Annotated in this window: 11 protein-coding genes; 8 read left to right on the forward strand and 3 right to left on the reverse strand. The window is 70.8% G+C overall.

Translation table 11 applies throughout. The features are described 5' to 3' along the window. Positions 1 to 271 precede the first annotated feature (271 nt). The 6 genes from ACIBUY_RS13230 to ACIBUY_RS13255 all read left to right on the forward strand — a co-directional run bounded on the left by ACIBUY_RS13230 (position 272) and on the right by ACIBUY_RS13255 (position 8,219). Complete coding sequence (locus ACIBUY_RS13230) at positions 272 to 2,632, forward strand: bifunctional SulP family inorganic anion transporter/carbonic anhydrase (protein ID WP_365564641.1); 2,361 nt, start codon at positions 272 to 274, stop codon at positions 2,630 to 2,632. A 180-nt stretch (positions 2,633 to 2,812) separates the two neighbouring features. After that, positions 2,813 to 4,780, forward strand: coding sequence for an acetate--CoA ligase (gene acs / locus ACIBUY_RS13235; RefSeq protein ID WP_365564643.1), 1,968 nt, complete (start codon positions 2,813 to 2,815; stop codon positions 4,778 to 4,780). Positions 4,781 to 4,993: 213 nt separating this feature from the next. After that, positions 4,994 to 6,394: a Na+/H+ antiporter NhaA gene (gene nhaA, locus ACIBUY_RS13240; protein ID WP_365564646.1), complete on the forward strand. Its 1,401-nt coding sequence runs from the start codon at positions 4,994 to 4,996 to the stop codon at positions 6,392 to 6,394. 54 nt (positions 6,395 to 6,448) lie between these two features. Next, entirely contained in the window at positions 6,449 to 6,958 is a 510-nt protein-coding gene (locus tag ACIBUY_RS13245) for a phage holin family protein (protein ID WP_365564647.1), read from the forward strand. Further along, a complete protein-coding gene (locus tag ACIBUY_RS13250) occupies positions 6,955 to 7,899 on the forward strand; it encodes an alpha/beta fold hydrolase (RefSeq protein WP_399152587.1) in 945 nt (314 codons plus the stop codon). The genes ACIBUY_RS13245 and ACIBUY_RS13250 overlap by 4 nt, the downstream gene beginning before the upstream one ends. 137 nt (positions 7,900 to 8,036) lie before the next feature. Beyond that, entirely contained in the window at positions 8,037 to 8,219 is a 183-nt protein-coding gene (locus ACIBUY_RS13255) for a hypothetical protein (RefSeq protein WP_365564652.1), read from the forward strand. Between the two features lie 44 nt (positions 8,220 to 8,263). Here ACIBUY_RS13255 and ACIBUY_RS13260 read toward each other — a convergent pair whose 3' ends face one another. From ACIBUY_RS13260 to nth, 3 genes are all read right to left on the reverse strand, one after another. Beyond that, positions 8,264 to 9,463, reverse strand: coding sequence for a MarP family serine protease (locus ACIBUY_RS13260; protein ID WP_365564654.1), 1,200 nt, complete (start codon positions 9,461 to 9,463; stop codon positions 8,264 to 8,266). A gap of 111 nt (positions 9,464 to 9,574) precedes the next feature. Next, positions 9,575 to 10,231 (reverse strand): NUDIX hydrolase, encoded by a 657-nt coding sequence (locus ACIBUY_RS13265; RefSeq protein WP_399152870.1) that lies wholly within the window; start codon positions 10,229 to 10,231, stop codon positions 9,575 to 9,577. A gap of 281 nt (positions 10,232 to 10,512) precedes the next feature. After that, positions 10,513 to 11,610, reverse strand: a complete 1,098-nt coding sequence (gene nth / locus ACIBUY_RS13270) for an endonuclease III (RefSeq protein ID WP_399152588.1) — start codon at positions 11,608 to 11,610, stop codon at positions 10,513 to 10,515. Between nth and ACIBUY_RS13275 the strand changes: the two genes are divergently transcribed. After that, the gene (locus ACIBUY_RS13275; RefSeq protein WP_399152589.1) at positions 11,498 to 12,511 is read left to right on the forward strand and encodes a hypothetical protein; all 1,014 of its coding nucleotides are present in this window, start codon (positions 11,498 to 11,500) and stop codon (positions 12,509 to 12,511) included. The genes nth and ACIBUY_RS13275 overlap by 113 nt on opposite strands. Positions 12,512 to 12,708: 197 nt before the next feature. Next, positions 12,709 to 13,383 carry a Crp/Fnr family transcriptional regulator gene (locus ACIBUY_RS13280; RefSeq protein WP_016642758.1) on the forward strand — a complete coding sequence of 225 codons (675 nt, stop codon included), beginning with the start codon at positions 12,709 to 12,711 and terminating at the stop codon, positions 13,381 to 13,383. Positions 13,384 to 13,525: the final 142 nt, after the last annotated feature.

A 13,525-nucleotide genomic window follows, 5' to 3' on the forward strand; every position in this document is an offset into this window, starting at 1 on the left:
GCGAGCGGCTCCGCCAACGTCGCACGAGGCCCGCACGGAACTTGTACGACAAGCCGACCAAGATTCCTATTCACTCCCCGGGGTGAATGATTACCCCATTTGCCCGGTTAATCCGTCCACAACCTTTACTCTGCATTACGATCCATTTACCGAGCGTTGATTTCATCCCGCCGCTGCACGCCGTGAACCACGGCCGCGATCGACCCCACCCACCACTCAGGGGTCCCCCACATTCCGCGACCGCGCTGCACCCCGGAGGAGACGGGAAAACATGTCAGCCTGCGTACCCACACGTGCCGATGACTCCGACCGGACGGACGAGCCGCAAGCCGCCGCCCGCACGGCACACAGTCCCCCACCGGCGCCCCGCCGCCGCTTCCACCTCGCGGGCGCCGATCTGTCGGCGTCCATCGCGGTCTTCCTGATCGCACTGCCCCTGTCCCTGGGCATCGCCCTGGCGACCGGCGCGCCCCTCGAATCGGGGCTCGTCGCCGCCGCCGTCGGCGGGATCGTCGCCGGCTTCCTGGGCGGCGCCCCGCTCCAGGTCAGCGGCCCCGCCGCGGGCCTGACCGTGGTCACCGCCGAGCTGATCCAGCGCTACGGCTGGCGGACCACCTGCGCCATCACCGTGATGGCGGGCCTCGCACAGATCGGGCTCGGCTGCCTGCGGGTGGCCCGGACGGCGCTCGCCGTCAGCCCCGCGGTCGTGCACGGCATGCTCGCCGGCATCGGCATCACCATCGCCGTCGCCCAGTTGCACATCGTCCTCGGCGGCACCCCCGAGAGCGCCGTGCTCGACAACCTGGCCGCGCTGCCCGCCCAGTTGGCGAACCTGCACCCCGCGGCCGTGGCCATGAGCATCCTCACGCTGGCCGTGCTGTTCGCCTGGCCGCGGATCCCCGGGCGGCTCGGCCGCGTCACCCGCAAGGTGCCCGCCGCGCTCGTCGCCGTGAGCTCCGCGACCGTGGTCACCGCGGTGTTCGGGCTCACGCTGCCCGAGGTCGACCTGCCGTCCTGGAGCAGTCACGCACTGGCCGGGCTGCCGGACGGGCCCGTGCTCGGGATCGCCGCCGCCGTGCTGACGACGACCCTGGTGTGCAGCGTGCAGTCGCTGCTCGGGGCCGTCGCCACCGACCGGCTCGCCTCCACGCGGACCGACCTGCCGCCGAAGACGCGCCGCTCGAACCTGGACCGGGAGCTGCTCGGCCAGGGCGCCGCGAACATCGTCTCCGGATCGCTCGGCGGGCTGCCCGTCGCCGGGGTCGCGGTCCGCTCGGCGGCGAATGTGAACGCGGGAGGCGTCAGCAGGAACTCCACGATGCTGCACGGCGTTTGGGTAGGTGTGGCCACCTTGCTCCTGGTCCCCGTCCTGGAGCTGATCCCGCTCGCCTCACTGGCCGCCCTGGTGATGGCGGTCGGCATCCAGATGGTGTCCCTGAACCACATCCGCACGGTCACCCGCCACCGTGAGGTCCTGGTGTACGTCGTGACCACCCTCGGCGTCGTCGTGTTCGGCGTCCTCGAAGGCGTGGGCCTCGGCGTCGCGGTCGCCGTCGCCGTCGCGCTGCACCGCCTCGCCCGCACCCGCATCACGCACGAGGAGGATCCGCGCGGCGTCCACCAGGTGCGCGTCCGCGGCCAGTTGACGTTCCTCGCCGTGCCGCGGCTGAGCCGCGTGCTGCACCAGGTTCCCCACGGCGCGGACTGCGTCGTGGAGTTGGACGGTTCCTTCATGGACCACGCCGCGTACGAAGCACTGCAGGACTGGGAGAAGACGCACACGTCGCAGGGAGGCCAGGTGGAACTGACGGGACGCTCGGGGAGCCGCATCTCCGAACCCGCGAGCGCGTCGCACGCGTGCTGCCGGCCGTGGACGCCCTGGCGCAACCACCACTGCGACCGGCCGCACACCCACACCACCCCCGAGACGGCCGAGCCGCGGCGCGGCGGGCATCAACTGGCCAGTGGCATCAGCGCGTTCCAGCGGAACACGGCACCGCTGGTCCGCGGTGAGCTGGCCCGCCTCGCGCGCGAGGGACAGAAGCCGACGCAGCTCTTCCTGACCTGTGCCGACTCCCGGGTCGTCACCTCGATGATCACGTCGAGCGGCCCCGGCGACCTCTTCGTCGTACGGAACGTGGGCAATCTGGTGCCCCTGCCCGGCGCCGAGAGCGGGGACGACTCGGTGGCCGCCGCCATCGAGTACGCCGTGGACGTGCTGCAGGTGCGGTCCATCACCGTGTGCGGGCACTCCGGATGCGGGGCCATGCAGGCGCTGCTGAGCACGCCGCCCGGCAAGGGCGGTGCGCTCACGCCGCTCAGGCGCTGGCTGCGGCACGGGGTCCCGAGCCTGGAGCGGATGGCCGACAAGGGCCTGCCGTGGGCGCGGCTCGCCGGGCGGGCGCCCGCCGACGCGATCGAGCAGCTCTGTCTGACCAACGTCGTCCAGCAGTTGGAGCATCTGCGCAGGCACGAGTCGGTGGCCAGAGCGCTGGAGCAGGGCGCTCTCGAACTGCACGGGATGTACTTCCACGTCGGTGAGGCGCAGGCGTATCTGCTGCAGGACCCGGACCCGGTGTTCGGGCAGGTCGAGGCCGCCACGTACGAGGACAGTGGCGCCACGCGCGCCTGAACCGACCCTTTCCCTCCCCCGTGCCAGGGGTGAGAACGTGTGGCTCCCGGCCGGTCCGGCCGGGAGCCGAACCGTCTACAGGTCTAAACCAATTCACCAACCCCCCTTGTCACCAGGGGTCGGCGTCTGGTGAGCTGTGGCTTGGGACACAACGGGCACCCTGGGAAAGGGAGTACTTCCGTGAGCAACGAAAGCCTGGCCAACCTCCTGAAGGAGGAGCGACGCTTTGCGCCGCCCGCTGACCTGGCCGCGAACGCCAACGTCACCGGCGAGGCGTACGAGCAGGCCAAGGCTGACCGGCTCGGTTTCTGGGCCGAGCAGGCCCGCCGCCTGACCTGGGCCACCGAGCCGACCGAGACGCTTGACTGGTCGAACCCGCCGTTCGCGAAGTGGTTCGCCGACGGCAAGCTGAACGTCGCGTACAACTGCGTGGACCGGCACGTGGAGGCCGGGAACGGCGACCGCGTCGCGATCCACTTCGAGGGCGAGCCGGGCGACAGCCGGGCGATCACCTACGCCGAGCTCAAGGACGAGGTCAGCCGGGCCGCAAACGCCCTGACCGAGCTGGGAGTTCAGGCCGGTGACCGGGTCGCCGTCTATCTGCCGATGATCCCCGAGGCCGTCGTCTCGATGCTGGCCTGCGCCCGCATCGGCGCCGCGCACTCGGTCGTCTTCGGCGGCTTCTCCGCCGACGCCATCGCCAAGCGCATCGAGGACGCCGACGCCAAGGTCGTCATCACGGCCGACGGCGGCTACCGCCGCGGCAAGCCGTCGGCCCTCAAGCCGGCCGTCGACGACGCGCTCACCCGCGTCGAGGGCGTCGCCAAGGTCCTCGTCGTGCAGCGCACGAAGCAGGACGTGGAGTGGACCGAGGGCCGCGACGTCTGGTGGCACGACGTCGTCGCCAAGCAGTCGGCCGAGCACACGCCGCAGGCGTTCGACGCCGAGCAGCCGCTCTTCATCCTCTACACGTCGGGCACGACGGGTAAGCCGAAGGGCATCCTGCACACCTCGGGCGGCTACCTGACGCAGGCCAGCTACACGCACCACGCCGTCTTCGACCTCAAGCCGGAGAGCGACGTCTACTGGTGCACCGCCGACATCGGCTGGGTCACCGGACACTCGTACATCACGTACGGACCGCTCTCGAACGGTGCGACGCAGGTCATCTACGAGGGCACCCCGGACACCCCGCACCAGGGCCGGTTCTGGGAGATCGTGCAGAAGTACGGCGTCACGATCCTGTACACGGCGCCCACCGCGATCCGTACGTTCATGAAGTGGGGCGACGACATCCCCGCGAAGTTCGACCTGTCCAGCCTGCGCGTGCTCGGGTCGGTCGGCGAGCCGATCAACCCCGAGGCGTGGGTCTGGTACCGCAAGAACATCGGCGGCGACAAGTGCCCCATCGTGGACACCTGGTGGCAGACCGAGACCGGCGCGATGATGATCTCGCCGCTGCCGGGCGTGACCGAGACGAAGCCGGGTTCGGCGCAGCGCGCGCTGCCCGGTATCTCCGCGACCGTCGTCGACGACGAGGCGCACGAGGTGCCGGACGGCGGGGGCGGCTACCTCGTCCTGACCGAGCCGTGGCCGTCGATGCTGCGCACCATCTGGGGCGACGACCAGCGGTTCATCGACACGTACTGGTCGCGCTTCGAGGGCAAGTACTTCGCCGGTGACGGTGCCAAGAAGGACGACGACGGCGACATCTGGCTGCTCGGCCGGGTCGACGACGTGATGCTCGTGTCCGGGCACAACATCTCGACCACCGAGGTCGAGTCGGCGCTCGTCTCGCACCCGGCCGTCGCCGAGGCGGCCGTCGTCGGCGCCGCGGACGAGACCACCGGGCAGGCGATCGTCGCGTTCGTCATCCTGCGCGGCACCGCGAACGCGGACTCCACCGACGACACAGCCCTGGTCGCCGATCTGCGCAACCACGTGGGCGCCACGCTCGGCCCGATCGCCAAGCCCAAGCGGGTCCTGCCGGTCGCCGAGCTGCCCAAGACGCGGTCCGGCAAGATCATGCGCCGTCTGCTGCGGGACGTCGCGGAGAACCGGGAGCTCGGTGACGTCACCACGCTCACCGACTCCTCCGTCATGGACCTGATCCAGACGAAGCTGCCGGCGGCACCCAGCGAGGACTGATCCCGCCGTACGGGACAACGTACGGACGGACGAACGGGCACCCGGCGAGCGCGCCGGGTGCCCGTTTCGTGCGTATCGTGAAGATCGCCAGGTACGCCTTGCGTACACCCGGTAGGGTGAAGGGCGCGTCAAGAACGCGACAGGAAGTCCACAGGGTGTGCCGGGAAGTCTGGTCGGCGAGTCAACAGCCGTACCCGACCGGAGGTCTCACGCGTGAGCGCGCCCCAGAAGAACGACCGCAAAGTACTCGGACGCCTGTCCCTGCCCGAGCGGAACTTCGTGGCCGACGCCCTGCGGGCCGAGACCGTCGGCGGCGTCCTGCTCCTCATCGCCGCGATCGCCGCCCTCGTCTGGGCCAACGTCCCGGCGCTGCGGCACAGTTACGAGACCGTCAGCCAGTTCCACATCGGGCCCTCCGCGCTCGGGCTCGACCTGTCCCTGCAGCACTGGGCCGCCGACGGACTCCTCGCGATCTTCTTCTTCGTCGCCGGCATCGAGCTCAAGCGCGAGCTCGTCGCCGGTGATCTGCGCGATCCCAAGGCCGCCGCGCTCCCCGTCGTCGCCGCGATCTGCGGCATGGCCGTGCCCGCCCTCGTCTACACCCTGGTGAACGTGATCGGCGACGGCTCCATGGAGGGCTGGGCCGTACCGACCGCGACCGACATCGCCTTCGCGCTGGCCGTCCTCGCCGTCATCGGTACGTCACTGCCGAGCGCCCTGCGGGCCTTCCTGCTCACGCTCGCCGTCGTCGACGACCTGTTCGCGATCCTGATCATCGCCGTCTTCTTCACCAGCGACATCAACTTCGCCGCGCTCGCCGGCGCCGTCGTCGGCCTCGGCGTCTTCTACCTGCTGACGCGCAAGGGCGTGCGCGGCTGGTACGTCTACGTTCCGCTCGCCCTGGTCATCTGGGGCCTGATGTACAACAGCGGCATCCACGCCACCATCGCCGGTGTCGCGATGGGCCTGATGCTGCGCTGCCACAAGGAGGAGGGCGAGGAGCACTCCCCCGGTGAGCACATCGAGCACCTGGTGCGGCCGCTGTCCGCCGGGTTCGCGGTGCCGCTGTTCGCCCTGTTCAGCGCCGGTGTCGTGGTGTCGGGCGGGGCGCTCGGGGACGTCTTCACCCGGCCGGAGACGCTCGGCATCGTGCTCGGGCTCGTCGTCGGCAAGGCCGTCGGCATCTTCGGCGGCACCTGGCTGACGGCCCGGTTCACCAAGGCGTCCCTGTCCGACGAACTGGCGTGGCCGGACGTGTTCGCCGTCGCCTCCCTCGCCGGAATCGGCTTCACCGTCTCCCTGTTGATCGACGAACTCGCCTTCTCCGGGGATGCCAGGCTCACCGCCGAGGGCAAGGCCGCGGTCCTGCTCGGCTCCCTCATCGCGGCCGTCCTGAGCTGCGTACTGCTGAAGATGCGCAACGCCAAGTACCGCGCGCTGTGGGACGAGGAGGAGCGCGACGAGGACAACGACGGCATCCCCGACATCTACGAGAAGGACAAGCCCGCCTACCACCTCCGGATGGCCGACATCTACGAGAAGAAGGCCGCCGAACACCGCAGGCTTGCCGAAGTGACAGGCGGGGAAGGCGGCGAGGACGGGCGTCCGGCATGATCTGACAGCAAGTCCGCACATCCGGAGCACTGACACAAGAACAGGGAGTACGCGATGAGCGCACCCGACGGCAGGCCGGTCGGCGCCGAACGCAGCATCGGCCAGCTCTTCGCCTCGGCGACGACCGAGATGTCCGCGCTGGTGCACGACGAGATCGCTCTCGCCAAGGCGCAGCTCAAGCAGGACGTGAAGCGCGGGGCGACCAGCGGCGGCATGTTCACGGTGGCCGCGGCGGTGCTGATCTTCTCGCTGCCGATGCTGAGCTTCGCGCTCGCGTACGGCATCAACAGCTGGACCGGCGGGCACAACGGCAACGGCGGCTGGAACCTGGCCTGGTGCTTCCTGCTCTCCTTCGCCGCAAGCGTGGCGCTCGCCGTGTTCCTCGGCCTGATCGGCGTCGTGTTCGCGAAGAAGGCCAAGAAGAGCAAGGCGCCGCAGAAGGTCGCCGCCTCGTTCAAGGAGACGGCGGGCGTACTGCAGAACGCCAAGCCGCACCCCCGTCAGGTGACGGCCGGCGACCGCGTCCCCGAGGCCATCGAGGCTGTGGCACGCTCGTCTTCATGACGGACCCCGCCATTCCTTCGGCCGCACAGCCGCCCTCCTCAGTCGTACGCCTCGACGGTCCCTGGACCCATCGGGACGTCGCGGCCAACGGGGCGCGGTTCCACATCGCCGAGATGGGCGACGGGCCGCTCGTGCTGCTCCTGCACGGCTTCCCGCAGTTCTGGTGGACGTGGCGGCACCAGCTCGTCACGCTCGCCGACGCGGGGTTCCGGGCCGTCGCCATGGACCTGCGGGGCGTGGGCGGCAGCGACCGGACGCCGCGAGGTTACGACCCGGCGAACCTGGCGCTCGACATCACCGGTGTCGTCCGCTCGCTGGGCGAGCACGACGCGGCGCTCGTCGGGCACGACCTCGGCGGGTACCTGGCGTGGACCGCGGCCGTGATGCGGCCCAAGCTGGTGCGCCGCCTCGCCGTGTCGTCGATGCCGCACCCGCGGCGCTGGCGCTCGGCCATGCTCAGGGACATGAAGCAGACCACCGCCGGGTCGTACATCTGGGGCTTCCAGCGGCCCTGGCTGCCGGAGCGTCACCTGGTCGCGGACGACGGGGAGTTGGTCGGCAGACTCGTACGGGACTGGTCGGGGCCGCAGCAGCCGGACGACGAGGCCGTCGAGACGTACCGCAGCGCCATGTGCATCCCGTCGACCGCGCACTGTGCCATCGAGCCGTACCGGTGGATGGTGCGGTCGATGGCGCGGCCCGACGGCATCCAGTTCAACCGGCGCATGAAGCGGCCCGTGCGGGTGCCGACACTGCATCTGCACGGCTCGCTCGACCCGGTGATGCGCACGCGCAGCGCGGCGGGATCCGGCGAGTACGTCGAAGCGCCGTACCGCTGGCGACTGTTCGACGGTCTGGGGCACTTCCCGCACGAGGAGGACCCGGTCGCGTTCTCCAGCGAACTGGTCAACTGGCTGAAGGATCCCGAGCCGGATCGGTGAGGTGCGATGAGGTACGGCGAGGTTCGGCGGGGCGGTCGGGAACGTCTGTCCGTCGAACAGCCAAATGCCTGGCGCATACGCCAATTGGGGTCCGTGAGGGCGATTACCGACCATGAGGCCCGGGCACACGTCGGGGTATGGGCTGGACGCACGACTACAGTGACGCAGCACGCAATCGCCGCCCAGCGATGACGCTGGGCTCTCCCCAGAGGGGGGCGCCGGAGGGGTACGCGGCGCACGATCCCCAACTGGGCATTCCGCGCATTCTGCGGCGTCGAGCCCGCTGGGTGTCGGCGCGGCTGCGCCACAAAACCCCTTAGGGCCACGTCCCTCGGCCACGTCCCTCGGCCGCGCCTCCCGGCTGCTACAGCGCGCAGGCGTCCGTGTCGACCTGCTGGCCGGCCGTGCGGCCCTGGGCGATGTCGGGGCCGATCTCGTCCGCGGACAGGGCGTAGCCGGTCTGTGCGTTGTCGAGGGACTTGGCGAACACCACGCCGTACACCCGGCCGTCGGGCGTCAGGAGCGGGCCTCCCGAGTTGCCCTGACGGACCGTCGCGTACAGCGAGTAGACGTCGCGCTCGACCGAGCCGCGGTGGTAGATGTCCGGGCCCTTGGCCGCGATGCGGCCGCGGACGCGGGCGGGGCGCACGTCGTACGCGCCGTTCTCCGGGAAGCCCGCGACGATCGCGCCGCCGCCACGCCTGGCATCCGTGGACGCGAACTGGAGCGGGGGCGCCTTCAGTTGGGGTACGTCAAGGACGGCGATGTCGCGCTTGTAGTCGTAGAGCACGACCTTCGCGTCGTACTTGATGCCCTCGCCGCCGATCTGCACGGTCGGCTCGTCGACGCCGCCCACCACGTGGGCGTTCGTCATCACGCGGCGGTCGGAGAAGACGAAGCCCGTGCCCTCCAGGACCTTGCCGCAACTGGGCGCCTGGCCCACGACCTTGACGATCGAGCGCTTCGCGTTCAGCGCGGTCGGGCTGTTCGCGAGGGCCGGGTCGGGCGGCGGGACCTCGGTGATCGGCTCGTTCGCGAACGGGCTGAAGACCTGGGGGAATCCGTTCTGCGCGAGCGTGGAGGAGAAGTCGGCGAACCAGGTGTCCGCCTGCGCCGGCAGCGCCCGTGACACCCCGAGCAGCACCTTCGAGCTGCGCACTTCCTTGCCGAGCGTCGGCAGCGTCGTACCGGCGAGGGCGGAGCCTATGAGCCACGCGACGAGCAGCATCGCCGCTACGTTGACGAGGGCGCCGCCCGTCGCGTCGAGGGCCCGGGCCGGGGACCAAGTGATGTATCTGCGCAGCTTGTTGCCCAAGTGCGTGGTGAAGGCCTGGCCGATCGAGGCACAGACGATCACGACAACCACGGCGACGACCGTGACCGTCGTCGTCACCTCCGCGTCGTCGGTGGCCGCGCCCCAGATGACGGGCAGCGCGTACACCGCGACGAGGCCGCCGCCCAGGAAGCCGATCACCGACAGGATGCCGACGACGAAACCCTGGCGGTAGCCGACGATCGCGAACCACACCGCGGCTGCGAGCAGCAGGATGTCCAGCACGTTCACCGAATCGGGCCTCGCCTCGTCTTGCGGTCCACCACGTCCCGGCCGAGGGTCCCGGGACCAACTCCGGGACGGCAACGGCACGGCGCCCACCCTGTCATGCGGGCCAGCCTGTCATGCGTGCCAGTCGAGCGGCACCGTCTTCGAGCGGTCCCAGGGCCGCTCCCAGCCCGCGTAGTGCAGGATCCGGTCGATCACGCCGGCCGTGAAGCCCCAGACCAGCGCCGATTCCACGAGGAAGGCCGGGCCCTTGTGGCCGCGTGGGTGCACGGTCGTCGCGCGGTTGTCCGGGTCCGTGAGATCGGCCACGGGCACGGTGAAGACGCGGGCCGTCTCCGCGGGGTCGACCGCGGACACGGGGGTGGGCTCGCGCCACCAGCCCAGTACGGGCGTGACGACGAAACTGCTCACCGGGATGTACAGCTTCGGCAGCACGCCGAAGAGCTGGACGCCGCGCGGGTCCAGGCCCGTCTCCTCCCAGGCCTCGCGCAGGGCGGCGCGCAGCGGGCCCTCGGTGCGCGGGTCGCCGTCCTCCGGGTCCAGGGCGCCGCCGGGGAAGGAGGGCTGGCCCGCGTGCGATCTGAGGGAGCCGGAGCGCTCCATCAGCAGCAGCTCGGGGCCGCGGGCACCCTCGCCGAACAGGACCAGGACCGCGGACTGGCGACCGCCGCCGCTCTCCGGGGGCAGGAAGCGGCTGAGCTGGTCGCCGCGGAGGGTGCGGGCCGCTTCCTCGACGGGGGCGAGCCAGTCGGGGAGTCCTTCGGGGCGCAGGGTGACGTCGGGGACGTGCGGCGTCTTGGGGGTGGCGGAGGTGGATGGGGTGGATGAGATGGATGGGGTGGATGGGGTGGATGGGGGGCCTGAGGGCGCGCGGAGCCCTCTGCTCTCGCTCTCGCCCCCGACCTCGACCTCGACCTCGACCTCTCCGATGGACTCGATCCCGTCCGACTCACTCACGTCACTCACGTCGCTCACGTCGCTCACGTGCTTCATCCCGCCGCCCCCGTCCTTGTCGTGTGGGCCCAACGCCCGGCCACCCCCCATTCGTTCCGTCAGCCCGTCGTGCCGCCCAGCGGCGGGGCCGGGATGCCGCCCGCGTCGAGGTAGGACTGCGGCGGCTTGAGCCGCTGTCCGGGGAAGCCGCCCTTCTCGTACTTCAGCAGCTTCTTCGCCTTCTCCGGGTCCGTCTCGCCCTCGCCGAACGCCGGGCAGAGCGGGGCGATGGGGCAGGCGCCGCAGGCCGGTTTGCGGGCGTGGCAGATGCGGCGGCCGTGGAAGATCACGTGGTGGCTCAGCATCGTCCACTCGCTCTTCGGGAACAGCTCGCCGATCGCCTTCTCGACCTTGTCCGGGTCGGTCTCCTCCGTCCACTTCCACCGCCGTACGAGACGGCCGAAGTGGGTGTCCACGGTGATGCCGGGCCGCCCGAACGCGTTCCCGAGCACGACGAACGCCGTCTTCCGTCCTACGCCGGGCAGCTTGACCAGGTCCTCGAGGCGGCCGGGCACCTCGCCGCCGAAGTCCTCCGCCAGGGCCTTCGCGAGCCCCATGATCGACTTCGTCTTGGCCCGGAAGAACCCGGTCGGCCGGATGATCTCCTCGACCTCCTCCGGGTTCGCCGCGGCCAGGTCCTCCGGGGTCGGGTACTTGGCGAACAGCGCCGGGGTCGTCTGATTGACCCGCAGGTCGGTCGTCTGGGCGGACATCACGGTGGCGACCACCAGCTGGAACGGATTCTCGAAGTCCAGCTCCGGGTGCGCGTACGGATACGTCTCCGCAAGCTCCCGATCAATCCTGCGGGCCCGCCGGACCAGAGCGGTACGGGTCTCGGATCCGGCTGCGGGCTTCTTGGCTGCGGCCTTGGCGGGCCGCGTCTTGGCGACCCCCGTCTTGGAGGGCGCTGCCTTGGCGGGCGACGTCTTGGTGCGCGCTGTCTTCGCAGGCGTCGACTTCGCGGCTGGGGACTTCGCGGCTGGGGACTTCGCGGGCGCCGCAGTAGTGCGCCCCGTCTTCGCGGGTTCCGACTTGGCGGGCGCCGTGCTGGCGGGTGCCACCTTGGTACGCGCTGTCTTCGCGGGCACCGACTTGGCGGCCGCCGCCTGGCCAGGCGCAGTCTTGGCGGGCTGCGACTTGGCAGACGCCGCCCGCACGGCCACCGACTTCGCAGGCGCTGTCTTGGCAGACGCCGCCTTCGCGGGCGCCGCCTTGGTACGCCCCGTCTTCGGGGCTTCCGCCTTGGCGGAACCCGCCTGGCCGGGCGCCGCATTCGCAGGCTCCGCCGTGGTGCGTGCAGTCTTCGCAGGCGCTGCCTTGGTGCGCGCTGTCTTGGCGGACGCCGTCTTGGTCGGCGCCGCCTTGGCAGCCGCCCCCTTCGCGGACGCCCCCTTCGACGCCGTCTTCGCGGACGCCGTCTTCGCAGGCGCCGCCTTGGCAGGCTTCGACTTGGTGCGCCCCGTCTTCGCGGCTTCCGCCGTGGCAGACACCGTCTTGGTCGGCGCCGCCTTGGCAGCCGCCCCCTTCGCGGACGCCCCCTTCGACGCCGTCTTCGCAGGCGCCGTCTTCGCAGGCGCCGCCTTGGTGCGCCCCGCCTTCGCGGCTTCCGCCGTGGCAGACACCGTCTTGGTCGGCGCCGCCTTGGCAGCCGCCCCCTTCGCGGACGCCCCCTTCGACGCCGTCTTCGCGGACGCAGCCTCCGCAGGCGCCGCCTTGGCCGACGCCGCACTCGCCGACGCCGTCTCCGCAGGCGCGGCCTCCGCAGGCGCCCCCTTCGCCGCAGCGGACTTCCGTCCGGCCGTCCCCTTCGCAGGGGCCGGCTTCCGGGTCGTCGGATCCGCCGCGGGGGTCTTCGTCGCGCCGGACGCGCCGGAGGCGGCGGGTGTCCTGGTCGTGGGTGTCTTCTTCTTCGCGGGCATCGGCTACGCGGCCTCTCCAAGTGCGGGCACGGGCTGCTCAACCGGGTGTTCGCCCACAGCGGAATCATGTTCGGCTGGCACCGTGTCAGCCCCCTCCGCCTGCGCTGTCACCGGCTTTTTGGACACCCGGCCAGCCTAAAGGTCACCACCGACATCCGCCCCGGAGCCACCGGATCGGTCCCCGATTGGCCCCCTCCCCCTCGGGTTGTGACGCAGGTGCGGCAGACTTGTGTCTGAGTGACTGATCACACTGTTTGGACCGTCCGGCAAAATGGGGAGCGGGAAATACCTTTCCCGACAGTTCCCCACAGTGCAGGCGACATAGGAGAGAAACTCGTGGACGACGTTCTGCGGCGCGCCCCGCTCTTCGCGGCGCTCGATGACGAGCAGGCCGCGGAGCTCCGCGCCTCCATGAGTGAGGTGACCCTCGCACGCGGCGACGCGCTGTTCCACGAGGGCGACCCCGGAGACCGCCTGTACGTGGTCACCGAGGGCAAGGTGAAGCTCCACCGCACATCCCCCGACGGCCGGGAGAACATGCTCGCCGTGCTCGGCCCGGGTGAGCTCATCGGAGAGCTGTCGCTCTTCGACCCCGGTCCGCGGACCGCGACCGCCAGCGCGCTGACCGAGGTGAAGCTGCTCGGCCTCGGCCACGGCGACCTCCAGCCCTGGCTCAACGCGCGACCGGAGGTGGCCGCCGCCCTGCTGCGCGCCGTCGCCCGGCGCCTGCGCAAGACCAACGACCAGATGTCCGACCTCGTCTTCTCGGACGTGCCGGGCCGTGTCGCCCGCGCGCTCCTCGACCTGTCGCGCCGCTTCGGCGTGCAGTCCGAAGAGGGCATCCACGTCGTGCACGACCTGACGCAGGAGGAGCTGGCCCAGCTGGTCGGCGCCTCGCGCGAGACGGTCAACAAGGCGCTGGCCGACTTCGCAGGCCGCGGCTGGCTGCGCCTGGAGGCCCGCGCCGTGATCCTGCTGGACGTGGAGCGCCTCGCCAAGCGTTCCCGCTGAGCGGAGCAGCTGCCAGCAGCGGACCGCGTACGTACGACCTTCGCGCAGGGGTCCCGCCACACGATGTGGCGGGGCCCCTGCACGTAACGCCCCGAGCACAGCATCGAACGCCGACTGGAAACGCTGCCTGGAAGGGAATCCG

Origin of the sequence: Streptomyces sp. NPDC050085 (assembly GCF_044460595.1) — a bacterium.
Taxonomy (GTDB): domain Bacteria; phylum Actinomycetota; class Actinomycetes; order Streptomycetales; family Streptomycetaceae; genus Streptomyces.